Origin of the sequence: Nocardia sp. NPDC101769 (assembly GCF_044766925.1) — a bacterium.
Lineage (GTDB): Bacteria > Actinomycetota > Actinomycetes > Mycobacteriales > Mycobacteriaceae > Nocardia.
The window spans coordinates 23,989-48,173 of record NZ_JBIWMX010000038.1 but is presented as its reverse complement, the minus strand read 5'-3'; the positions used below and the strand labels follow the sequence as shown (position 1 = coordinate 48,173).

Here is a 24,185-nt window from a genome sequence, read left to right as displayed (position 1 = left end):
TGGCAAACTCCAACCACACGGTTGCAACCATCTGGTTGCAGATTGAGGAGGAGGTGGCATCGTGCCCGAGTTGCGCTCCCGCACGGTCACGCACGGACGGAACATGGCCGGGGCCCGCGCCCTCATGCGGGCCAGCGGCGTGCCCTCGGCGGATATCGGCCGCAAGCCCGTCATCGCGATCGCGAACAGCTTCACGGAGTTCGTGCCGGGCCACACCCACCTCCAACCGGTCGGCCGCATGGTTTCCGAGGCGGTGCGGGCCGCGGGCGGTATCGCGCGAGAGTTCAACACCATCGCGGTCGACGACGGAATCGCCATGGGGCACAGCGGCATGCTGTACTCGCTGCCATCCCGGGACCTGATCGCGGATTCGATCGAGTACATGGTGAACGCGCACTGCGCCGACGCGCTGGTGTGCATCTCCAACTGCGACAAGATCACTCCGGGCATGCTCATGGCGGCCCTGCGGCTGAACATTCCGACGGTGTTCGTCTCCGGCGGACCGATGGAGGGCGGCACCGCGGTGCTGGTCGACGGCACCGTGCGCAGCCGGCTCGACCTCATCGTCACCATGGCCGAGGCGGTCTCGCCCGACGTGTCCGACGCGGATCTGGAGCGCATCGAGGAGAACGCCTGTCCGACCTGCGGCTCGTGCGCGGGCATGTTCACCGCCAACTCCATGAACTGCCTCACCGAGGCGCTGGGCCTGGCGCTCCCGGGCAACGGCACCACGCTGGCCACCCACACCGCGCGGGCCGAGCTGTACCGGGCGGCTGGACGCACCGTCATGGACCTGGCGCGCCGCTACTACGACGAGGACGATGCGTCGGTCCTGCCCCGGAATATCGCCTCCCACAAGGCCTTCGACAATGCGATGGCCCTGGACCTGGCCATGGGCGGATCCACCAACACGGTGCTGCACCTGCTGGCGGCGGCGCAGGAGTCCGGGCTGGACTACACGCTCACCGATATCGAGAAGATGTCGTTGCAGGTGCCGTGCCTGTGCAAGGTGGCGCCCAACGGCGACTATCTGATCGAGGACGTGCACCGCGCGGGCGGCATTCCGGCGCTGCTCGGCGAACTGAACCGGGCCGGACTGCTGCACCGCGATGTGCATGCGGTGCACGCGGATTCGCTCGACGCGTGGCTGGCCGAGTGGGACGTGCGCGCCGAGCGCCCCTCCGGGGCGGCGCGGGAACTGTTCCACGCCGCTCCCGGCGGCAAGCGGTCGGCCAGCGCGTTCTCCCAGTCCGAGCGCTGGCACACCCTCGATCTCGATGCCGCGGCGGGCTGCATTCGCGATGTCGCCCATGCCCATTCGCGCGACGGCGGCCTCGCGGTGTTGCGCGGCAACCTGTCCCCCGACGGAGCGGTGGTGAAGTCCGCGGGCGTGGCTGCACACATGCACACCTTCACCGGTCCCGCCGTGGTGGTGGAGTCGCAGGAGGATGCGGTCGAGGCGATCCTGTCGGGCCGGATCAAGGCCGGCGATGTGCTGGTCATCCGCTACGAGGGTCCGCGCGGCGGGCCGGGCATGCAGGAAATGCTGTATCCGACTTCGTATCTCAAGGGCCTGGGCCTGGCCCGGGAGTGCGCGCTGATCACCGACGGCCGCTTCTCGGGCGGCTCCTCCGGCTGCTCCATCGGCCACATCTCGCCCGAGGCGGCGGCCGGCGGACCGCTGGCGCTGGTCGAGGACGGCGACACCATCACCATCGACATCCCGTCGCGGACCCTCACCCTCCATGTCGACGACGCCGAATTGGCCACCCGCCGCGTGGAATTGGAAGCGAACGGCGGATACCAGCCGCGCCACCGCGAGCGTGAGATCTCGCTGGCATTGAAAACCTATGCTCTGCTGGCCACCTCGGCCGACCGGGGCGCGGTGCGCGACCCCGCCAAACTCGCCGGGTGAGAGCAGAACTCGCCGGGTGACAGGTGACCCCACACGCTCAGTATCCGGCCACCCGTACCGCCTCTGTCAGTCGGCGGCGGATTCGACGATGAAGCTCGCGACCGTGGTGCTGCCACCGATGTTCACGGTGCCGTAGCGGGTGACGCCCGGCAGCTGGCAATCGCCTGCCCGGCCGGTGACCTGCTGGTACGCGTCGAGGAGCATACGGACTCCGGTTGCGCCGACCGGGTGGCCGATGCCGATCAGTCCGCCGCCGGGGTTGATCGGCAGGCTGCCGGTGCGGGCGATGTCGCCGGATTCCACGGCCTTCCAGCTCTCGCCGGGCGCGGTGAGGCCGAGGTGGTCGATGGCCACGTACTCCGACATGGAGAAGCAGTCGTGGACCTCGAGGCCGCCGAGCTGGTGGATGTCGGCCAGACCGGCGCGGGACAGCGCGTCGAGGACCGCGGTACGCAGGTGCGGGAAGACATAGGGTTCGGCGGCCGAAGCGCGGAACTTCGCGTCGAGCGGGAGGCCGACGGTGCGGTGGCCCCAGCCCGAGATCAGCGCGGTGGTGTCGGCGCGGATGTTGCTGTGCCGCTGTAGGAACCGGTCCGAGACGAGAATCACGGCCGCCGCGCCGTCGGTCATCTGGCTGCAGTCCTGGCGGCGCAGGACGCCGGTCACCGGCGGGTTAGCGGTGTCGTCATCGGTGAAGCTCGCGTCGGTGTAGGACCAATTCCTGGTCTGGGCACGGGGATTCGAGCGGGCATTCGCGATATTCAGCGCGCTGATGGCGCGCAGGTACGCGGGGTCGAGGCCGTAGCGCCGGTCGTATTCCGCCGCGATGGTGGCGAACTGGGTCGGCCACACCAGGTCGGTGTCCTGTGCCTCGTGGCCCGCCCAGGCCGCCGCGCCCATGTAGGCGGCCGCCTGCCCGCCGGGGACGGTCTTCTCCAGCTCCGCGCCGATCACGAGTGCGCAGTCGTAGCGGCCGGATTCGAGATCGGCCATGGCGGCCAGGGCGGCCATGCTGCCGGAGGCGCAGGCGGCTTCGTGGCGGGCGGCCGGAATGCCCCACAGCTCCGGATGGATGGTGGCGGGCATGCCGCCGAGATGGCCCTGGCCGGTGAACAATTGGCCGAAGGCGTTGCCGACGTGGATCACCTCGATCGCGGTGGCGTCGAGGCGGACGGCGGCGAGCGTCTCGTCCAGGACGGCACGGATCAGGGCGTCGAATCCGAGGCCGACGCGGTGCCAGTTGACGGCGAAATCGGTTTGGCCGCCGCCCAGAATGTGCACGGACACGGGGTCCTCCTGCGATCGAAGAGTGGTCAGAGCCGGGCGCGTAGTTCCCGGCGCAGCAGTTTGCCGACCGGATTGCGCGGGAGCGTGTCGGTGAGCTCCAGGCGCTCGGGCAGTTTGAACGAGGCCACCTCGCGGGCCCGCAGATGCTCGACCAGGTCGGTGAGGGTCACGGAGGCGCCGGGCACGGGAACGACCACGGCACAGCATCTTTCGCCGAGCACCGCGTCGGGATAGCCGACGACGGCGACATCCGCGATCGCGGGATGGCCGATGAGCAGGCCCTCGATCTCGGCGGGCGCAATGTTCATGCCGCCGCGGATGATGATCTCCTTCACGCGGTCGACGAAGCGCAGATACCGGCCGCCGTCGCCGCACCGTTCGAAAACGTCACCGCTGCACAGGTATCCCTCGTCGTCGAAGGGCTCGGCGGTAGCGGTGCCGGGGAGGTAGCCGGCGAAGACGGCCGGGCCGCGCAGGCGCAGTTCGCCGCGCCCGCCGATCTCGGTGACCGTCGCCCCGGTGGTGACGTCGACCAGTTTCACCGCCGTCCGTTCCGCCAGTCTGGTGGACCAGCGCACCCCGGCCGCACCGTAATACGGCAGATGCTGGGCGCGCAGGGTGGGATCCGGTAGGTCGGCGGGTGCGCCCAGCAGGCTCACTCCCTCATTGGATCCGAAGAAGTTGATCACCTGGATACCCAGTTCCTCCTGCCAGCGCCGCACCACCGGCGGCGGCAGCGGCGCACCGCCCGAGCCGACCGTGCGCAGCGAGGACAGGTCGGCCCGGGCGCGCAGGGCATCGTTCTGCAGCAGCATGGTGAGCAGGGCGGGCGGCATGCTCGTGTGGGTGACCCGGTGCTCGGCGAGCTGCCGGAAGAACACGGGCAGATCCAGCGGGTGATGCTGGACCAGATGCCCGCCCGCCAGCAGCCACGGCAGGAACGAGCCCGCGAATCCGGCCATGTTCACCATGGGAAAGGGGTTGAGCACCACCGAATCCGGTGTCATGCCGAGCCCGTCCTGGACGCCGCCCGCCACGGCGAGCCAGTCGCCGTGGCAGCGCGGGATGCCCTTGGGCGCGGCCTCGGTGCCGCTGGTCCAGCAGATGGTGATGCGATCGTTGACGGTGACGTGGAGCGTACGGGTGTAGTCGCGCACGCGCGTGCGAGCAGCTGCGCCGACCGGGCCGTCGAGGGCGATCGCCTGCTCCGGGACTCCCGGCCCGAAGGTGAGGACGGCGCCCTGCCCGCCGATGACGGTCAGTGCCTCCGCCGCGAGTGCCCGATCTCCCAGCGCCCCAACGGTAATGACGGCCTCGGCATCGGTCGCAGCGACAATGCCCGACAGCTCGTGCCGCCGGAAGGACGCGGGCATCGGCGTGGCCACCGCGCCCAGCCGCCACAGGGCGAGGTATGCGGCGGTCAGGGCGATCGAATTGGGCAGTTGGATCGCGACGGTGGAGCCCTGGCGAATCCCGTTGTCCAGCAGGACCGCCGCGATATCGGTGACGTGATCGTCGAGTTCGCGCCAGGTGAGGGTGCGGGCGTGCGCGCCGGTCAGGTCGGCCAGGTTGGCCGGGTCGGTGATGGCGGGCGCGTCGGGGGCCTCGGTGACGCGGTGGCGGAAGACGTCGGGAATCGTCTCGGGCTGCCACCAGCCGCGCTCCAGATAGGTGCGCACCGTATCCGCCGGATGGCAGACGTGTACCGGGCGGGCGGAGGACGTCGTTGCGGAGGAGGAGATTTCGACCATCGGAGTTCCCTGGTGATGAGTTGGTCCGGTGACGGCGCGCCGCGGGTCAGGTCATACGACGCAGCACCACGGCCGAGCCGAGCCCGAGCGCGGCGGGAATGGCGACCAGCGCGTGCTCGCCGTCGCGACGGCGCAGCTCGTCCAGCGCCTGGGCGATGAGGATCCCCCCGGTCGCGCCGAGCGGATGACCGACCGCCACGGCACCGCCGGACGGATTCACCCGGGACGCGTCCACTCCGAGCTCACGCATGAGCACCAGCGGTGTGACGGCGAAGGATTCGTTCACCTCGATCACGTCCAGCTGCGCGGGCGAGATGCCCGCCCGTTGCAGGGCCACCCGGGCCGCGCTGGTCGGAGCGGTCAGCAGCGGTGAGCGGACGGCCGTCTGGGCCGTGCCCACGATCTGCGCCACCGGTGGCCGCCCGAGCATGTGCTCGGCGCGCCGATTGCCCAGCAGCAGAGCCGAAGCCCCGTCGGCCAGCTGCGGCGCGGTGGCAATGGTGTGCAGCCCAGCGACGGGACGCCGCGCCTGCGGCGTCCGCCGGGCCACCCGTTCCCAGGACGGATCGGCTCCGAACAGGGTGGGCAGCGCGGCGAAGGCCGACGCACACGCGTCCGGCCGCGCGCCCTCGTCGGCGGCGAGGAGCACGGTGCCGCCCTTGCGTGCCGGGATCACCGACGCCGATGTGGCTGCGCTGCCGGCCTTTCGATGCGACCGCACCGCGAAGGCGTCCAGTTCCGGCCGGGTGATGCCGTACTCGGCCGCAGTGAGATCCGCCGACACCCCGATGGTGACGAACCCGGTCCGCTCCCCCAGATCGGCGTCCCCGGCGATGGCGGGCCGATCCGCCAGCATCGGCACCCGCGACATCGACTCCACCCCGCCCGCGACGATCACATCCGCGAACCCGGCCGCCACCCGCGCCGCCGCGCCCTCCACCGCGTCCAAACCGGAACAGCAGAGTCGCGAAACCACCGCCCCCGGCACGGAATCCGGCCAGCCCGCCCACAACACCGCGGCCCGGGCCACATTCGCACCCTGCTCCCCCACCGCGGTACTCACCCCGACCAGCACGTCGTCGACCGCCGCCGGCGGACATCCCCGCTCCTCCAGCGCCGCCAGCAACTGCCCGAACAACTCGTATGGCGGTACCTCCGCCAAGGTGCCCCCGCCCTTGCGCACCCGCCCTCGCGGCAACCGCACCGCGTCATAGACGAACGCCTCACTCATCGATATGCCTCCGCTGTTGTGCCGAGTCCGGGTCGGACTCTTCCTCGCCAGTGTCCGGTACTCCGGGGCCCGAACCCGTACAGATCCCGGTGAGCGCGTCGAGGGTCCGATATCCGGCCGGGTCGTCGGCCGTCGTCACCGGAACGATGACCACCTCGTCGGCTCCCGCATCCCCGTACTCGCCCAGGCGGGCCGCCAATGTTCGCGCATCTCCGAACATGCCGACGGCCGCGGGCAATTCGTCGGGGATGGCCGCCAGTACCTCACGCGGGTGGGCTCCGCTGTGCGCCAGCCGGACCACGTCTCCGAATCCGGCCTCGGTGAACATGGCGTCATACCCGGGGGCGCGCAGGTATCCGACCACACCCTGCCGGACGGTCGTGTACATGTCCGGGTCGGGATCCGCGGCCGCGATCACCCACACGGAGACCGGCGGTGCCGCCCGCCCGGCCCGCGCGGCGAATTCGCCTATCGCGGTGACACATCGGGCGACCTGGGCCGGTGTCACCAGATTCAGCACCACCCGATCGGCGCAGCGCGCGGCGACCTCGAGCGCCCGCTCGCCGAAGGCCGCGACGATGATCTCGCCGCCGGTAGTCCGGTCGGCGGGGAACCGCGACCGATGTTCGCGACCATGGCCGTTCGAGGACGCCCGGCCGTGCTCCGATCCCGTACTGGGCCAACCGATCTCGGCGGACGCATCCGGTCCGTACACGCTGCGGGCCAGGGCCGGGCGCAGTGCGGGCAGGCGGAGGCGGAACCCTCGCATGCGTTCGATCATGCCGTCGTATTCGACCTTCTCCCCGGCCAGCAGGGCCCGTACGATGCGGGTCGTCTCCTCCAGATGCCGTGCGGTGCGGTGCCTTCGGCGGCCGTGCCAGTCGCTGACCACCACCGTGCTGGAGGTGCCCAGGGCGACGTCGACCGGGCGGCCGGTGAGAGTGGCGACGGTGGCCGTCCCCATGGCGATGGTCGCGGGGCTGCGGACGCCGACGGCGAGCGGGCCGAGGCACAGCGGGATCCGGCCCGGGGCGCGGCCGATGGCGGTGGCCAGGGCGAAGGCGTCGAAGGTCGCCATCTCGCCGATCCAGAGACGGTGGAGGCCCAGCTTGCCGGCGGCCTCGGCCACCAGCAGGGCGTCCAGGGGTTCGCGGTTCTGCCAGTACGGAAGGGTGACGCTCAGATGCGGAAGGGGCACGCGGACAACCTTTTTCAGGAGAGCGGGCGGGCGGCGGCGCGCATGCGGTCCCCACTGACCCAGGTGGCGTGGAAGCCGAGCGGGACACGGACCGGCAGGCCGAGGCGGCACACGGGGCCCGAGGTGAGGTCGGCGGCGTCGTAGATCCACACCTCGCCGAGACCGGTGTGGTTGTTGTGGGCGAACATGGTGAGCCAGGCGTCGTCCTCGGCGGCGCCGCCGGGGCGCGGGACCACGGTGAGTTCGCTGCCGAAGATGCCGTCGCCGAAGGGCGCGGTGTGTTTCGCGCCCGTGCGGATGTCGTACTTGATGACGGCATCGAAGATCATGGTGCGGTCGACCGACAGCCGCATCTGATACGAGTAGCGGCTCGCGCGGCCGGTGCGGCCCTGATCGATGGCAGGGAACTCGGTGTTGACGTCGTCCATGACCTCCTCGGTGGTGGCGCCGGTGCGGAGGTTGAAGCGGTATCTGTGCAGCGTGGCTTCCGGCCGGAGATAGGCCAGCAGCTGGGCCAGGGGGTGAGCGCGGTCGGACACCGGGCTCGGTTCGGAGACCCGGCAGACCACCAGGACGATTTCCTCGCCCTCCTCCCACGAATTGACAGTGTGATAGATGTAGCCGGATTCGGCCTCGAACCACTTCGCCTGCGCCCCTTCGCCATACCGCGGCAGCACCGCGAACCGGCTGGGCAGCGTGCGGTCGAAGAAGATCTTGAAGCGGCCGGCCGCGGCCGCGCGCGGATCGTTGTAGAGCGGCAGATCCATGAGGATCGAATGGTTCTCGGTGATCGCCATGTCGTGCGGCAGACGCGGGCCGGGTAGTTCCAGCCCGGTGAAATGGGTGACCGTGCCGCCCGGGTCGGCCACCCCGTAGCGCAGATACGGCGAATGGATGCCGTAGTCGAAGAACAGCAGTTCCTCGGTGTGCTCGTCCACCTTGGCGTGCGCCGACACCTCGCCGCGCAGGGTGCCGTGGAAGGTGTCGACGCCGCGGGTCTCGAGGCTGACCGGGTCGAGCGCGTAGGGCTTGCCCGCCCGATACCACAGGGCCAGCAGATTGCCGTGGTGGTAGACGACATCGGTATTGGCCGCATTGCGTTCGCGGCGATCACCGGGCGGATTGTGGTCCCAGGGCTCGATCACGCCGCGCCACAGCGCGATTCCCGCCGCGTGCTCGGCATCGAACTCGCCGGTGCGGATGAAGCGGTTGCGGTAGGTGGCCCGGCCGTTCTCGAAGTGGACCGCGTGCAGCATGCCATCGCCGTCGAACCAGTGGTAGCGGCCGATCGGGGCGAACTGCGGATTGGGGCCGTTGCGGACGTAGACGCCATCGAGGTCGACCGGCAGTTCCCCGTGCAGCACAGTCAGATTCGTGGCCGTGGTCTCCTGCGCACAGGGCGCGTACGGGCCTTCCAGATACGGGTTGGTGAGCGCCTCGGCGGCGGGCGCGATGAGTTCTTCGTTGAGCGGCATGCGAAGCCTCCAGCGACCGGGAGTCGACACCCGGCGAGATTCACTACAGTTAGTGAAGTGATACGCGTCTCACCGAGGGCTGTCAAGGGCCGGGCGTGTGGCCGACGGCTCGAAGCGCACGTCCCGTCGGCCGAGCACGGCCGCGCAGCCCCGGCAGCGCAGCGCGGGGACCAATACCGCGCCGCATTCCTTGTGCCGGAGGCTCAGACCCGGATCCGGGGTCTCCGGATGTGCACGCCGGGACCAGGCCAGCAGGAAGGCGAAGACCCCGAACAGCGCCCGCCCGCGCGGGGTCAGCCGATAGTCGCGCCCGTCCGGCTCGGGCCGCTGCAAGATGCCCGCGTCCACCAGCCGCGCCAGCCGTTCGGTGAGCGTGGTCGGCGAGATACCCAGTGCCGCACGGAAATCCGAGAATCGCCGCGCCCCGGCCAGGGCCAGCCCGGTGACGGCCGCGCTCCACCGGTCGCCGATGGCCTCCATGATCTCGTCGAAACGCGCGTCGCCGCGGGTGAGCGCGGTCGCCCGCGCCGAGCGCCGGCGGCCGGACGTGAGGCGCCACAGCGCATCCCGATCCAGTTCCACCTCGGCGTCGTGGGCGGTGACGTCGCGGCCGCAGCCCCGGCACATGACGACCGGCGGGCCGCGATGCCCGCACCCGGTGTGGGTCAGCTCCGGCAGCAGCGCCCACTCGGCCGTCCACTCCCGCTGCCAGGACCAGACGCAGACCAGGATCTCCCAGGTCGCCAGCCCCAGGTCGGTGAGCCGGTATTCGTAGCGATCGGCCGAGCCCGGCCGCGGCGCGCGCACCAGCACCCCCGCATCGACGAGCGCCGCCAGCCGGGCGGTGAGCACGGCGGGCGGCGCTGCGGTGCGGTCGGCCCACTGGGTGAACCGGCGCGCGTGGTCGACGAAGGCGTGCCGCAGGATCGTCAGCGTCAGGCGATCACCGAGCAGATCGAACGTCGCGGCTACCGGATTCGTCACTTCAATAACTGTACTGAACTTTCGCTGTCAACGCGGTCAGCGTCCTACTCGCTCAAGGTCGCCAGCTCACGCTGCACGGCCGCGTCATGCTCGGCCGTGTCCTGGGCCGCCTTCTTCGGGCTCCAATGCCCGGACATGAAGAACACGAATGGCAGGAACACCACCTGCGCGATCAGGCAGATCAGCCACCAGCGCTTCCACTGCTTGGCCGAATCCGCCTTGGCCTGCTGGACGTCCTTGCCGTGCGCGGACAGGTATGCAAGATCGTCGGCCGGTATGGCGCCCACCGCTTTGAGCTGCGCGCTCGCGACTGCGAGTTGCGGGCCGACCTGCGAGACCACGGCCAGCTGATCGAGCGGAACCTTCTGGGCGGCCGCGATCCGGGCGGTGGCCTGGTCCGGCGGGATATTGAACTTCCGCGCGACCTGCCCGACCGCGGTTGCCGCGGTCGCTTGATCGTTGGGGTTCAACATCAGTTTGACCAGCACCTGCGGATCGATCGCCTGCAAGGTGGCCAGTTCGTCCGGGTACTTGGCGTTCACCGACAGTGCCGTCTGCACATCCGAGGCCGAGGCCCCGGTCAGCTTGACCAGTGCGTTCACCTGTGCGGCTTGATCATTCGGATTCTTGCCGAGCGCCGTCAGCGTGTCCTCGCCGACCGTCTGGATGGTCGCGATCTCGTCGCGGTACTTGGTCGAAATCGTTTGCAGCCGTGGGCCGTAGTTCACCAGCGTGCCCGCGGCGGTGACCACCACCAACAGGCCGAAGAGCACCAGGGTGACGACCGTGCGCAGGAGGCCGCCCCACACCGCCAGCCCCACCGCCGTGGCCGCTGGATTGCGTTTCTCCACGGTCTCGGTGAAACCGGCCATCCACGTGGCGTAGACGATGCCGCTGCCCATGGCGATCAGCGTCAGGACCGCCGCGAACGTGTAGTAGTCGGTGCCGGCCTTGTCGGTGTAACCCATGAAGGTGTAGATGCCCACGATGCTGACGACCGAACCGAAGATCATGAACGGTTTGCGCACCTTCAGCCGGTCGGACACGACGCCGGTAGTCACCAGGGTGATCGCGCTCGCGATCCAGTACCAGTTGCCGAGCCCGTTGGCCTGCGCCGACGTGAAGCCGAAGTTGGTCGCCATGTACACCGCGAGGAACGAGATGATGGTGTAGAAGAACGCCAGGAACACCGAGATCGCGAAGGCCGAACCCACGATGTCGAAGTGCATCATCTGCCGCCACTGATGCCGTTCCAGCTTGCTCACGTCGAGGCCGCGGGCCCGCGCCTCGATCAGCGCGCGGTCGCGCAGCGACACCATGATCTGATCGCGCAGCGCGGGATTGAGCTCCCGCAGTGCCACCAGCGCGAGCAGCGCGATCACCACGCTGATCGCGCCGCACAGCCGGTAGGCGTACTGCCAGTCAGGATGCGCGTCCAGGGTGTGGTTGGCCACCTCGGTGGTGACCAGCGCGCCCAGCACCGGGCCGAGCGTCCAGAATCCCATGGCCGAGGCGCGGTCCAGCTGCGGCGAGAAGTCGCGTACCAGTGCTGGAGTCGCGACCAGCACCGCGCCCTCCACAATGCTGACCAGGCTGTAGGTGATCAGATACTGCTCTTTGGTGGTGCAGGCCGGCACCGCGAACAGGGTGAGCAGCGAACAGATCACCATCCCGTAGGCGACGATATTGGCGCGCCCCCACCGATCCAGCAGGCCGGTCACCACCGAGGCCACCGCGCCGAACGCCGCGCCCACGATGAAGATGCCGACAAAGTACCGGAATGTCAGATGGAAATAGGCGATGAGCTGATTGCCCACCGAACCCGCCACGATCTGCTGGTAGTACAGCGAGATCGAGGTGATCACCACGACGAACAGATACCAGGCACGCGCGGGCGTGTCCGGATAATGCGGCAGTTTGCGCTGCCAGAGGCCGGTGAGCAGGGTCGGCGGCGCAGATCCTGGCGCGGCCGGAGGGACAGCGATCGGAGTGGTACTCATTATCGAGACGCCTTTCTCTCCACGGCGTTTCGCGCAGGCCGAAATGCCCTTCGCGACGCAGCGCGAACAGCCGGGTGAAAACAGGGTAGCGGTCATGAGTGACTTGAATCACTGTTACCGAAATCCGCGTTCCCGCGCGTGTCGAGCCGCGTGGGGTCCGCCGCCCAGGGGACCGCATGGAGTGCGACCACTATCGGCTCGATGATCCCGCGGGTCGGTGGCAAGAATTTACGCGCCGGGCGGCTCACCCGGCCCAGGAGCGACACGAGGGCTGCACAGAAGTTGCCGAACGTCAGCGTGCTGATCGGAGGTGGTGTGGCGGACGATGGTGACAACGACTGAAATTGGCGAGGGCACAGGGGTTTCGAGGGCGGATTGGCCTCATGGGGAGGGGTTGGTCGGGTGTCATGACGGCTGTGGATTGATGGGGGCCGGTGGCGTAGGAGGAGCCGGCGCCGCCGATGATGGCGAGCAGGGTGGAGCGGAGGCGGGAGACCTCGGCGGAATTCACGCTGGGTGTCGCATTGCTCGCATGCCTCGCCGTCCAGTACTCAGCCGCGGCACCGGCGCGCTGGAGACGCGCCCGGGAACTCAGCGCCGCCGTTATTTCCCGATGACTTCGGCGGATTCGCTGATCGCGCCCACATAGCCGTCCTGGCGGATGGCTCAGGCCATCCGGCATCTGCCCTGGTTACAGCACGCTGTAGGTGGCGGCGACCAGGTCGTGGCCGCGGCGATCGCCGGAGAGCCAGTCGCGGCGCAGGTTCGGGGTGAAGGCGATGGCGACACGGTTGTCGAGGTCGCCGAGGCCGAGTGCGCCGCCAGCGCCCGGGTGGCCGAAGACCGAGGAGCGGGCGGGCTCGGGGAGAATCAAGTTCTCGCACGGGAGCATGTATCCGAGCCCGAAGGCGCTCTCCAGCAACAACACCGAGTCGGGACCCCGCACCTGTTCACACACCGCGTCGCGCAGCACGGCCATGGGCAGCAGGGCGCCACTCACCAGGTCACTGTAGAAGCGGGCCAGCGCGCGGGCGGTGGTGACCAGGCCGGAGGCGGGCCAGCCACCCGCCAGGACCTCCGGCTTGTTGTACGAGCCAACGGGATTCGTGGAGGCGCGCATCGCGAGTGAGCCGGGGTCGCGGTAGGCATCGGCCATCCTGGTGACCGTGTCCGCGTCGATCGGGCCGGGGTCGGTCCAGGCCATCTCCCGGGCGGATGGGAAGGCGGTGCGCGCGGCCTGCCGCGCGATGTGCGGTGGCGCGCCGATCCACAGATCCTCACCGAAGTGGCGGCGCACGTAGTCGCCAACCGTGGATTCCGTGTGCCTGCGGACGAATTCGCCGACCAGCCACCCGAAGGTCAGCGCGTGGTAGCCGTGTTCGGCGCCGGGCGACCAGATCGGCTCCTGTGCCGCCAGCAGCGCGGCCATGGCCGCCGGATCCGCCGCCTCCTCGACCGGGACCGGGCGGTCGAAAGCCGGCAGTCCCGCGCGGTGGGCCAGCAGGTCGGCGAGCGTCGTCGATTCCTTGCCCGCCGCACCGTATTCCGGCCACCAGGTCGTCACCGGTTCGTCCCAGCCGACTCCCTGGTCGTGGGCCACAGCGAGGGCGGCCGTCGCGGTGAGGGCCTTGGTGCAGGAGAAGGTCACCACGCGGGTGTCCCACTCCCAGGGCCGGTTCGCCCGCGTGTCCGCCACCCCACCCCACAGATCGACGACCGTCCGTCCATCTACGATCACGGCGACCGCCGCCCCCGTGTTCCGCCCGTCGGCGAAGCTCGATTCGAACACCTCGCGCACAGCCCGGAAGGCGGGATCGACCTCACCCTTCACGAAAACGCTCATGACCGAATTAGAACACGTTCTAATTTTGCAGACCAGTGCACAGCGCGACATGCGGCGGCACCGGATACCTCGTGGAGATATCCGGTGGGCAGCGAACAGCTCGCCGACTACTCGTCGGCGCTGCGGAAATACAGAATGTTGGAGCCGTGCGAGGCGAGCGGCCCGGCCTCGGCGGCCTGGCGGATACCACTGCCGGGAAGGCAGGTGAGCTTGGTGAACATGGTCGTATTGCCGAAGGCGGAGCGGACCTGGGTCTCGGAGGCGTAGTCCGCGCCATACTCGGACAGGGCCTTGAAATCCAAGGGGGCCAGCGGCTTTTCGAGCGGCGTCTGGGCGGCGGGGAGGCCGAGCGCTGCGTACTGGGTGGCGGCGCCGCCTTCGTACCAGCACAGCTCGTAGGACATCTGCTCGGTGGTGGTGACGCTGACGACCGGCCACTCCTGGGACAGACGCAGCGCCAGCGGGTGGCGGCCCACAGGAGCCACCTCCCAGTTCAGGCTCTTCACCGAAACCCAGTGCTCGGAGACCTTTTCGATCAGGACCACGTCCTCGCCGAGTCGTTCCGCGCGGTTGGGCTCGGGTTCGGGTGTGCTCCAGTGCTTTTCGTCGACGCCGAGATAGGCCGAGCTGGGCACGGGCTGCGCGCCGTCGGCGGTGTAGGCGGCGAGAATGGCCGCGCGCACCAGGGTGACGGCATTGCGCGAGGAGCAGCGCACGCTCAGCGCGCCGAAGGAGGTGCTGATCTCCACCGGCTTGGACGGCTGGTCCGGCAGCGCGCCCGCGGCGATCGGCTTGAGGCCGATCAGCGCCAGCTGCCAGTTGATCTCCTCGATGGTGGCCAGGTCACCGGCCGTCTGATAGAGGATCTGCTGCTGGGTCAGGTAGCCCGCGCGTTCGAGTGTGGCGCATTCCAGCTTGCGCAGGGCGGTGACGGTCTTGCTGGTGAATCCGATGTCCTCGACCCGGATTTCGCGCAGCCGCTGCGTCATGGCCGGGGTGGTGACGCCCGCGTAGCACTCGCGGTACATGGCCAGCGCCTGCTTGCGCTGGCGGCCCACCATGAGGGTGCGCAGTAGGGTGTTCAAGGAGGCGAGGTAGCGGTTTGCCTGATCCGGATCGGCGGCGAAGAGCCCGGCGCGGATGCGCACCGCGTCCTCCCCCGCGGCCACCGCGGCCTTGGGATCCAGCCGGCACAGCCACACACTGCACTTGGACAGCGCGTCCGCGGACGCGCCCGCCGCGAGCGGATAGTTCTGCGCCACATGCCGATACGCCTGGCAGGCATTGCGGATGGTGGAGGTGGCCAGCTCCCGGTGCCCGATGGTGCGGGCGGCCTGTTCGAACAACCGCAGCGCCTCGGTCACCTCGGCGGCGAAGGGCGCGGTGACATGCCCGGCGGTGAGCCAGCGCAGCCGGATGAGCACCGCTTCCTGCGCGGGCTCCAGGGCCGACGCCGACCGATCCCGCTGCGCCGGGTCGTTCTTGGTGGCCATGAGCCCGCGGGCCAGCTCGCACAGCGAGGTGGCCAGTGCCAGCTCGGTTTCGGGCGTCCGGTCCCGCGCGGCCCCGCGATCCGCGGCCACCTGGCGCTCGATGGCGCTGAGATCCATTGCGACCTTCAAACTCCCGTAACCCGTGCACGCGCCTTCCCGATCGGCGACCGTCCGCGTGTTTGCGCCGAGTCTGCCATATATTCGGCGCGCGGGTCGCCCAACCGGCGGGATGCCCGGACTTCCGATCACCCGCGCGTGGCGGCGTCGATCATGCGGGATGCGTGTACCGCACCTGCCCGGGCTTCACCCGGTCGTATTCCGCGCGTCCCGAGAGATGCGGCGGCACACCAACTTCCCACCAGGCACCGGCCTCGGTCCAGGTCGACGGGCGGGTGCGGACCACCACGACCGCGGGCCGCTGCCCGGTGCGGGCGGCGTCGCGAGCGCCCGCGTAGGCGTCGCGGAACTCGCCGAGTTCGCTCGCGGTGAACACCGCGCAACCCAATGCCCGCGCGTGGGCGGCGAAGTCGACCCGGGGCGGGGTGGCGTGATTGGTGCGGCAATCCGCGTAGAAGTTGTTGAAGGGCTCGGCCCCCTGTCCCTGCTGCAGTCGCGCGATGACCGCGTACCCGTCGTTGTCGCACACCACCGCGACCAGCGGATGCCCGGCGAAGGCGGCGGAGAAGAGCTCGGAGTTGAGCATCAGGTAGGAGCCGTCCCCGAGCAGGGTGGTGACCAGGCCCTCCGGTTCCGAGGCGCCGGATTGCGCCCGGGCCAGCGCCGCGCCCCAGGCTCCGGCGAGCTCGTATCCCATGCAGGAGAAGCCGTACTCGACATCCATGGTCGGTACGCCGCCGGCCGCGCGCCAGCCGCCGACCAGTTCGCCGGGCAGACCGCCGGAGGCGGTCATGACGTAGTCGGAGGCGCCGCTGAGATCGTTCACGGCGCCGACGATCTGCGCATAGCTGGGCGTCCCCGGCGTCGGGGCGCGCAGTTTGTCGATATGCGCGTCCCAGTCCGCCCGGACCGCCGCGGCCCGTGCCGTCCAGTCCGGGTCGGCGAGCCACTCGACCAGTTCGGGTTCCAGGTCGCGCAGGGTGGCGTCGGCGTCGCCGACCACGGCCAGCGCGCCGTGCTTCACGGCGTCGAAGCGTGCGGTATTGATGTGGACCAGACGGACTTCCGGCGCGAAGACGGTCCAGGACGCGGTGGTGAAGTCCTGCAGGCGCGTGCCTACCGCCAGCACCGCGTCCGCCGCCGCGGCGAGCGTATTCGCCGATGCCGCACCGGTGATGCCCAGCGGTCCCGCGTACAGCGGGTGGTCGTGCGGGACCAGCGTGCGGCCCGCCGTCGTCTCGGTCACCGGAATCCCGTGGCGCTGAGCGAATTCCAGCGCCTGCCCGCCCGCACCGGAGTACCGCACACCGCCCCCGAGGACGAGCAGGGGACGCTTCGCGGCGCGCAGAACACGGGCGGCCTCGGTGATGCCGCGCCGATCCGGCCGTGGGCGCGGGACATGATGGACGACCGGCTCGAACAGGGCATCGGGAAAGTCGTAGGTCTCGGCCTGCACGTCCTGCGGCAGGGCCAGCACCACGGGTCCGGCCTCGGCGGGGTCGGTGAGGATCCGCGCCGCCTGCGGCAGTGTCGCGAGCAGTTGCTCGGGCCGGGTGATCCGGTCGAAATAACGGCTCACCGGACGAAACGCGTCGTTGACGGTGACGGTGGGGTCGCCGAAGTGCTCAACCTGCTGCAGCACCGGGTCGGGCGCGCGACTGACGAAGGTGTCCCCCGGGAGCAGCAGCACGGGCAGCCGATTCGCGTGTGCCACACCGGCGGCCGTCACCATGTTCAGCGCACCCGGCCCGATCGATGAGGTGGCGATCCCGACCTGCCGCCGCTGCGTGGCCTTGGCCAGCCCGACCGCCGCCAGCGCCATGCCCTCCTCGGTGTGCCCGCGCCAGAGCGGCAGCTCGTCGCGATGCTCGGCCAGCGCGGTCCCGAGGCCGAGCACATTGCCGTGCCCGAAGATGCCGAAAGCCGCGGGGAACAGCGGCACTTCGTCGCCTTCGAGGGTTTCCGAGCGCTGGGCGATAAGCCAGGTCACCAGGGCCTGCGCGGTCGTCAGCTTCATGCGAGCCGTCCTTCGTGGGAGGTGACCGGGCACCGCGGATCCGCCGCCTGGCTCGCCCAAGCCGCCCGCACCCAGGCGTGCGCGGGGTCGTCGCAGAAGGCCATGGATCGCTCGGGCGCGGGCCCGGCCAGCACGTTCAGGTAGTACATGGGGTACCCGGGCGCGGCCGTGCACGGACCGTGGTAGCCGTGCGGCACCAGGAACACATCCCCGTCCCGAACCGCCACGTTCACGTCGAGCGATCCGTCGGCGGTGTAGGTGCGGTGCATCCCGAAACCCTGGGGCCCCGGGGTGATTCCGTCGCGCCCGGCGATGCGGAAGTAGTAGATCTCCTCGTTGACGACCTCGCACTCGGAGGCCTCGTCATGCTTGTGCGGTGGGTACGAGGACCAGTTCCCGTCGGGTGTGAGCAGTTCGCACGCGTTCAGCTTGTCGGCGTGCGCCCACGCGCCCGGCGTCCCGAAGTTGGTGACCTGCCGCGTCGCCCGCCCCGCCCCGCGCACCTCGACCGGAACCCGCTCGGCCGGACCGTATTTCGGGTCCAGCCGGTTCGTGCAGCGCGCCATCGGCAACGCCACCTCGATCCCGCCCGCGGTCGTCAGCTCCACCTCCGCGTCGCGCGGCACGTAGGCGAAGTCGGTCACGCGGGTGAAAACCGAATCCCGCCCGGCGAGTTCGAACACCAGCCCGTCCACCCGCACGGTGCACGCCCCGGCCAGTGGCAGGACAAAGGCTTCGAAGTCTCCGGTGCTCACCACCCGACGCTCCCCCGCTGCCAGCCGCAGCACCCGCAGTCCGGCGTAGGCCCAGCCCGCGTCCTCCGGCGTCAGCAGCACGGGATCGCCCGAATCCGCCAGCGTTCCGGCCGGTCGATGCAGGTCCTTCATCGTCGCACCCCTTTCCGGCCCGCCCATTCGATCCGAGGTTCCCCCGCCATGTCGCCGCTCACGTCGGGCCGGTGCCGGGGCGGGCATGGTGTCGCGACGGAAATCGCTGCGGTCCAGTGGGTTCCGGCAGCGAGCCGAATATGTCCGAGCGGGTGCGGTGAGCTCATCGTGCCGCCTCCAGTACCTGCGCGGCGGCCTGGACCGCGCCGGCGACATTCCCGTCGGGCGGGTAGAGCAGGCTGCGGCCCACCACCAGGCCACGCGCGACATCGTGGCGCAGGGCCGCACCCCAGGAGGCGAGATCGGATTCCGGGTCACCGGAGGGCGCACCGCCGAGAATGACGACGGGGAGTGTGGTGGCGTCGAGCACCGAGACATCGTCGGGGGCAGGTATTTTCAGCCACGTATAGGCGGAGGTGACCCCGAGGCCGGAGGCGACGGTAATCGCTCGCTGCAGTGAGGCGGCGTCCTTGTGCATGGTCAGCGCGCCGTCGGCGTCGCGGGCGTACGGCAGGGGTTCCACCATGGCCATGAGCCCGTGTTCGGCCAGTTCGGAGACCGCGCGGGCGCAGGCCTCCAGGGTCGGGATGGTGCCGGGATCCGAATCGACCAGGCGCAGAAGCATTTTCCCGCCGTCGAGGCGGTACTTCACCAGCGCTTCGGCGTCGTACCCGGTGAAGCGATCGTCGATCTCCCAGTCGGCGCCCGCCAGCCCGCCGCGGTTCATGGAGCCGATGACGATCTTCTCGTGCACGGCGTCCAGCAGCAGCAATTCCTCCACGATGTCGGGCGAGCCGAGCACACCGTCGACGGCGGGGTTGGCCAGGGCGATGAGCAGCCGTTCCAGCAGGGTGCGGCGGTCGGCCATGGCGGTGCGGTCGGCGCCGACGCCCAGCGCGCCGCGGGCCGGGTGGTCGGCCGCCACCAGGAACAGGGTTCCCCGGTCCGACAGCAGGTTCGCGCGTCGCCGCCGGTCGGCGTAGGCGCGCCGGACGGCCTCGGGGTCCGTGGCACGGGTGTGCAGCAGTTCGTACCACCGCGCATCGGTCAGGTGCACAGCATCTCCTCGATCTCGGCATCGGTCGGCATGGCGTCGGCGCAGGCCAGCCGCGATGCCACCAGCGCGCCGGCGGCATTGGCGTAGGCGGCCAGGCGATGCGGAGCCCAGCCGGACAGCAGCCCGTGGATGAGCGCGCCCCCGAATCCGTCGCCCGCGCCCAGCCCGCACAGCACCTCCACCCGGCAGGGCGGCACCGTCCAGCGCTCGGAGTCGGTGGCGATCAGCACGCCCTCCGCGCCGCGCTTGACCACGGCCAGCCGGACCCCGCGGGCCAGCAACCGGTCCGCGGCCACGTCGGGATCGGCGGTGCCGACCGCCACCTCCACTTCGGTCCGGTTGCCCACCACCACGTTCACGTGATCGACCATCCAGCCGATCTCGGCGCGCGCGGTCGCCGCGTCGGGCCAGAACATGGGCCGGTAGTCCAGATCCAGCACGGTGTGCCCGCGTCGGGCCCGGCGTTCCAGGATGGCCCGCTGGGTGGTGCGGCCGGGTTCGGCGCTCACCCCGGTCCCGGTCACCCACAGCAGCGGCACGGAATCGACCACGTCCCAGGGGATCTCGGCCGCGGTGAGGGTGAGGTCCGGCGCGATGGGCGCGCGATAGAACAGCAGCGGCGGGTCCGCGGGCGGCTTCAGTTCGCAGAACACCACCGGCGTCTGCAGTCCCGCCGCCGTCCCCACATACCGCGCCGACACCCCGAACCCCTCGAGGGCGTCGCGCACGAAGTCCCCGAACCCGTCCGGCCCCACCTTGGTGAGCACCGCGGCGCGGCGACCCAGCCGCGCCGCCGCCACCGACACATTGGTGGCCGTGCCGCCGAGGAATTTGGCGAAGGTCGTCACCTCGGCGAGCGGCACCCCGCTCTGCTCGGGATAGAGGTCGACGCCGACCCGGCCGATCGTCAGCACCTCCAGCTCGGTCACGACACCACCCGCTCCAATTCGTGTTGCAACGCCTCGAGTTCCGCGCCGCCGGCCATCTGCCGGGTCAACTCGGTGAGGTCGATCGCGGACTTCTCGTAGCTGCCCAGCGTGGCGCCCCGTTTGAGGAGCAGGAAGCGGTCGCCGACCGGGTAGGCGTGATGCGGGTTGTGGGTGATGAGCACGACGCCCAGTCCGCGATCGCGCGCCTGCACGACATATCGCAGCACCACACCGGCCTGCTTCACGCCCAGGGCCGCGGTCGGCTCGTCGAGGATGAGCACCTTGGCCCCGTAGTGCACCGCCCGCGCGATGGCCACACACTGACGCTGACCGCCGGACAGCGTGCCGACCGGCTGCTCCAGATCGGGGATGTCGATTCCCATGTCCGCCAGACCTTTTCGCGCGATATCCTGCGCCTGCCCGCGGTCCAGCAGCTCGAGCGGGCCATAGCGCTTGACGGGCTCCGAGCCGAGCACGAAGTTGCGCCACACGCTCATCAACGGCACCACCGCCAGATCCTGGTAGACGGTGGCGATGCCGAGGTCCAGCGCCGCACGCGGCGAGGACAGCCGCATCGATTGCCCGTCGATGCGCAGCTCCCCGGTGTCGTGCTGGTGCACGCCCGCCAGGATCTTGATCAGCGTCGATTTGCCCGCGCCGTTGTCGCCCAGCACGCAGGTGACCTCACCGGCTTTCACCACCGTCGACACGTCGCGCAGCGCCACCACGCCGCCGTAACTCTTTCCGACGCCGGCCGTTTCGATGAGCGGCACCACGGTCCCGGTGTCGTTGTCCGTCGCGGTCATCGCCGTACCCTTTCCGCCCGCTTCTTGAATGCGTTGTTGACCAGCACGGCCGAGAACAGCAGCACGCCGAGGAACAGCATGAACCAGTCGCTGTTCCACCCAGCCAGCACGATGCCCTGCCGCGCCATGCCGAAGATGAGCGCCCCGATGGCCGCGCCCACCACCGAACCGAACCCGCCGGTGAGCAGGCAGCCGCCGATCACCGCGGCGATGATGTACTGGAATTCCAGTCCCACACCCTGATTGGCCTGCACGCTGGCGAACCGCATGAGGTTGCACGCGCCCACGATCCAGCCCGCGAACGCGGTGGTCATGAACAGCAGGATCTTGGTGCGGGTGGCCGGCACGCCCACCGCGCGGGCGGTGGGCAGCGAACCGCCGACCGCGAAGATCCAGTTGCCGAACCGGGTGCGCGCCAGCACGATCGCCGCGATGGCGGCGACCACGATCCACCACACCACCGACGCCTGGATGCTGGCATTGCCGATCTTGGTGGTGGAGGCGAAAACCCAACCGGCGGACCGATATCCGTCCGCGCCGCGCACGCCCGACACCTGCACGGTGCCGGTGGCCCAGCGCGTCACACCGAGATTCAGACCCTGCAATGCCAGAAAGGTGCCCAGTGTGACGATGAAGCTGGGCAACCCGGTGCGCATCACCACCCACCCGTTGAGCGCACCCACCGTGAGCGCGAATGCCAGCGAAACCACCAGCGCGAGCCACACATTCCAGCCCGCGTGCACCGCCAGCAGTCCGGTGATCAGCGCGGTGGAGGCGGTCATCACGCCGGTGGACAGGTCGAATTCGCCGCCGATCATGAGCATGGCCACCGCCACCGCCATGATGCCGAGCGTGGAGGCGTCGTCCAGCCAGGTCGAAATGCCCAGTGGCTTCAGGAATTTCGTGGTGACCAGACCGAAGAACACAAAGACCGCCACCGCGCCCAGCAGCGCGCCCACCTCGGGGCGGGCCACCAGTCGGTTGAGGATGGCCAGCCGATCCGGCGATGGCGCGGCCGTCGTGGTCTCGGATGTCGTTGTCGTCGTTGTCATCTCATCGTCTCCCGGCCGTTCACCGCGTGCCCTGGCCGACCAGCGCGGCGACGGCATCGACATTGCTCTTGTCCACGAACGCCGGGCCGGTCTGCACCGGATGGCCGCCGCCCACGGTGTTCAGGTTCGACTTGTAGAGCTTCAGCATCACCACCGGTAGATAGCCCTGCTCGTACTGCTGCTGATCCACCGCGAACAACAGCGTCCCAGCCCGGATCGCGCTCACCACATCGGAATTCAGGTCGAAGGTGGCCACCGTCGCCGTCGAGGCGGACTCCCGCACCGCGTCCACCGCGCGGGCGGCGATCTGCGAATTCAGCGTCAGCACCGCGTCGATGGAGCGATCGGCCTCCAGCGCGCCCTTGATGCGCGACTGCCCATCGGTCGGGTTGTTGATATCCACCTGCAGCGTGGTCGCGGTCCCGAAGCCCTGGCTCGCGCCGGCGCAGCGTTCGTTCGCACCGACATTCCCGGCCTCGTGGATCACGCACAGCATCTTGTGTTTTCCGGCGTCGGCCAGCCGCTTCCCGGCGGATTCACCGGCCAGGCGCTCACTCTGGCCGACATGGCCGATGGCCCCGAACTGGACGCTCTCGGCCTCACCGGAGTTGATGGTCACCACGGGAATCCCGGCGGCGACGGCCTTCTCGACCGACGGCTTCAGCGCGTCCGGATTGGCCATGGACACCACCAGCCCGTCCACGCCCTGGGCCACGGCATTGTCGATGAGCTTGGCCTGCTGGGTCGGATCGCCCGAGGAGTTGTACTCGACCCGGACGCCGAGGTCCTTCCCGGCGGCTTCCGCACCGTTCTTGACCACGTTCCAGAAGGCGTCACCGGGCGAGCCGTGGGTCACCACCGCCACCGACTTCAGCGTGCCCACCGCGACGGGGGCCTGGGCGGGTCCGGTGACATCGGCACCGGGGCCGCTGCAGGCGGCGAGCACGGCCGCCGCTGCGAGCCAGGGCGACAGGCGCAGCCAGCGGGGGCGGCGCGATCGGGAGATTGCGGACATCATCGTCGTCACCTCCCCACTAAATCCGAGCCGAGGCGAGACCAGCGCCGATCTCGGCCAGGTGTCTCAGACTTTGCCGAGCATCATCCGTCGGACCCTCGGCGGTAGCGCCGGGACCCAATGCGGTGTCCTGCTCGATCACGTACCAGCCCCGGTATCCCCCGGCGTACGCCGCGTGGACCAGGGCCGCGATATCGACATCTCCGGTACCCAGCGGAACGTAGAGCCCCTGCCGGACGGCCTCGCTGTATTCGATACTCCCGCTGCGCACTTCGGCGGCCACGGCCGCGCGGACATCCTTGAGGTGGATGTGCCCGAGGCGATCCGCGTGACGGCGGACCAGATCGACCGGGTCGGTGCCGCCGATGAGCAGGTGCCCGGTGTCCACACACAGGTCCAGCTCGGAGTCGGCGAGAAAGCGATCGACCTCGGCGGCCGTCTCGACGTGGGTGCCCACATGCGGGTGCAGGGCGACGCGCAGTCCCTGTGCGGCGGCGATCTCGCCGACCGCGGCCGCGGTGTCGATGAGGGTCCGCCATTCGCGATCGCCGAGAGGTGTCCGGGTGTCGTACCCGTCCTGCCCGGTGGCGGCGGCCAGCACCAGGATCTCGGCGCCGGCGGCCGCGAACCGCTCGGCCGCGGCGCGGGCGGCGGCCGCGGCCCGGTCGGGTTCGCGGTGCAGTGCCAGGGCGAGGAAGCCGCCGATCGGCGCAATACCGTAGGTGTTCAGGGTCTTTCGTAGCTCGACGGGGTCATCGGGTAGGTAGCCGGGCGGGCCGAACTCGGTGGCGGTGATGCCGAGGTCTGCCATCTCGGCCAGGACGATGTCCGGTTCCAGGACATGCCCCCAGCCGGGGACCTCGCAGACTCCCCAGGAGATCGGCGCGGCGGCGATACGCAAGGGGGTGATACGCAGAGGGGTGATACGCAGCGGATGGAGCGGTTCGGTCATCAGCACTTCCCAGACCCGTCGTTGGCCATCGGTGAGGCTCGTTGGAGCGCTCCAACAATGTAACGTGGCTCACTCTCGTGTCAAGGGTCCGACATGTGCCGAAAAGTACTGAGCAACGCGGAAAATGCTGTCTTCCAGGCGAAATGAGGCCGGATACCGGAGTCCGGAATATCCGA

At 69.8% G+C, this 24,185-nt stretch carries 18 protein-coding genes; 1 reads left to right on the top strand and 17 read right to left on the bottom strand.

Going from position 1 to position 24,185, the window contains the following annotated elements; genetic code table 11:
• The first annotated feature begins 61 nt into the window (after positions 1–61).
• Complete coding sequence (gene ilvD, locus ACIRRA_RS38940) at positions 62–1,915, top strand: dihydroxy-acid dehydratase (RefSeq protein WP_402779168.1); 1,854 nt, start codon at positions 62–64, stop codon at positions 1,913–1,915.
• Between the two features lie 66 nt (positions 1,916–1,981).
• On the opposite strand, the gene ACIRRA_RS38935 is transcribed toward ilvD, so the two are convergent.
• From ACIRRA_RS38935 to ACIRRA_RS38855, 17 genes are all read right to left on the bottom strand, one after another.
• Entirely contained in the window at positions 1,982–3,202 is a 1,221-nt protein-coding gene (locus tag ACIRRA_RS38935; protein ID WP_402779166.1) for an acetyl-CoA acetyltransferase, read from the bottom strand.
• Between the two features lie 26 nt (positions 3,203–3,228).
• Entirely contained in the window at positions 3,229–4,953 is a 1,725-nt protein-coding gene (locus tag ACIRRA_RS38930; RefSeq protein WP_402779163.1) for a class I adenylate-forming enzyme family protein, read from the bottom strand.
• A gap of 46 nt (positions 4,954–4,999) precedes the next feature.
• A complete protein-coding gene (locus ACIRRA_RS38925) occupies positions 5,000–6,184 on the bottom strand; it encodes an acetyl-CoA C-acyltransferase (RefSeq protein ID WP_402779160.1) in 1,185 nt (394 codons plus the stop codon).
• Complete coding sequence (locus tag ACIRRA_RS38920; protein WP_402779157.1) at positions 6,177–7,382, bottom strand: LLM class flavin-dependent oxidoreductase; 1,206 nt, start codon at positions 7,380–7,382, stop codon at positions 6,177–6,179. Before ACIRRA_RS38920 ends, ACIRRA_RS38925 begins: the two co-directional genes overlap by 8 nt.
• Positions 7,383–7,396: 14 nt before the next feature.
• Entirely contained in the window at positions 7,397–8,857 is a 1,461-nt protein-coding gene (locus ACIRRA_RS38915; RefSeq protein WP_402779154.1) for a carotenoid oxygenase family protein, read from the bottom strand.
• Positions 8,858–8,926: 69 nt separating this feature from the next.
• A complete protein-coding gene (locus tag ACIRRA_RS38910; RefSeq protein ID WP_402779151.1) occupies positions 8,927–9,841 on the bottom strand; it encodes a winged helix-turn-helix transcriptional regulator in 915 nt (304 codons plus the stop codon).
• A gap of 44 nt (positions 9,842–9,885) precedes the next feature.
• Positions 9,886–11,841 (bottom strand): MFS transporter, encoded by a 1,956-nt coding sequence (locus ACIRRA_RS38905; RefSeq protein WP_402779149.1) that lies wholly within the window; start codon positions 11,839–11,841, stop codon positions 9,886–9,888.
• A 691-nt stretch (positions 11,842–12,532) separates the two neighbouring features.
• Positions 12,533–13,684 carry a serine hydrolase domain-containing protein gene (locus ACIRRA_RS38900; RefSeq protein WP_402779146.1) on the bottom strand — a complete coding sequence of 384 codons (1,152 nt, stop codon included), beginning with the start codon at positions 13,682–13,684 and terminating at the stop codon, positions 12,533–12,535.
• Between the two features lie 107 nt (positions 13,685–13,791).
• Positions 13,792–15,294: a hypothetical protein gene (locus ACIRRA_RS38895; protein WP_402779143.1), complete on the bottom strand. Its 1,503-nt coding sequence runs from the start codon at positions 15,292–15,294 to the stop codon at positions 13,792–13,794.
• Positions 15,295–15,445: 151 nt separating this feature from the next.
• Positions 15,446–17,311 carry a 3D-(3,5/4)-trihydroxycyclohexane-1,2-dione acylhydrolase (decyclizing) gene (gene iolD / locus ACIRRA_RS38890; protein WP_402779140.1) on the bottom strand — a complete coding sequence of 622 codons (1,866 nt, stop codon included), beginning with the start codon at positions 17,309–17,311 and terminating at the stop codon, positions 15,446–15,448.
• On the bottom strand, positions 17,308–18,198 hold the full coding sequence (iolB, locus tag ACIRRA_RS38885; RefSeq protein ID WP_402779137.1) for a 5-deoxy-glucuronate isomerase: 891 nt from the start codon (positions 18,196–18,198) through the stop codon (positions 17,308–17,310). Before iolB ends, iolD begins: the two co-directional genes overlap by 4 nt.
• A gap of 163 nt (positions 18,199–18,361) precedes the next feature.
• Positions 18,362–19,255: an aldolase gene (locus ACIRRA_RS38880; protein ID WP_402779134.1), complete on the bottom strand. Its 894-nt coding sequence runs from the start codon at positions 19,253–19,255 to the stop codon at positions 18,362–18,364.
• Entirely contained in the window at positions 19,246–20,184 is a 939-nt protein-coding gene (gene iolC / locus ACIRRA_RS38875) for a 5-dehydro-2-deoxygluconokinase (protein ID WP_402779131.1), read from the bottom strand. The genes ACIRRA_RS38880 and iolC overlap by 10 nt, the downstream gene beginning before the upstream one ends.
• Positions 20,181–20,990: an ATP-binding cassette domain-containing protein gene (locus tag ACIRRA_RS38870; protein WP_402779129.1), complete on the bottom strand. Its 810-nt coding sequence runs from the start codon at positions 20,988–20,990 to the stop codon at positions 20,181–20,183. Before ACIRRA_RS38870 ends, iolC begins: the two co-directional genes overlap by 4 nt.
• On the bottom strand, positions 20,987–22,042 hold the full coding sequence (locus ACIRRA_RS38865; protein ID WP_402779126.1) for an ABC transporter permease: 1,056 nt from the start codon (positions 22,040–22,042) through the stop codon (positions 20,987–20,989). Before ACIRRA_RS38865 ends, ACIRRA_RS38870 begins: the two co-directional genes overlap by 4 nt.
• A 19-nt stretch (positions 22,043–22,061) precedes the next feature.
• On the bottom strand, positions 22,062–23,060 hold the full coding sequence (locus ACIRRA_RS38860) for a sugar ABC transporter substrate-binding protein (RefSeq protein ID WP_402779123.1): 999 nt from the start codon (positions 23,058–23,060) through the stop codon (positions 22,062–22,064).
• 16 nt (positions 23,061–23,076) lie between these two features.
• Complete coding sequence (locus ACIRRA_RS38855) at positions 23,077–24,009, bottom strand: TIM barrel protein (RefSeq protein ID WP_402779120.1); 933 nt, start codon at positions 24,007–24,009, stop codon at positions 23,077–23,079.
• Between the last annotated feature and the right edge of the window lie 176 nt (positions 24,010–24,185).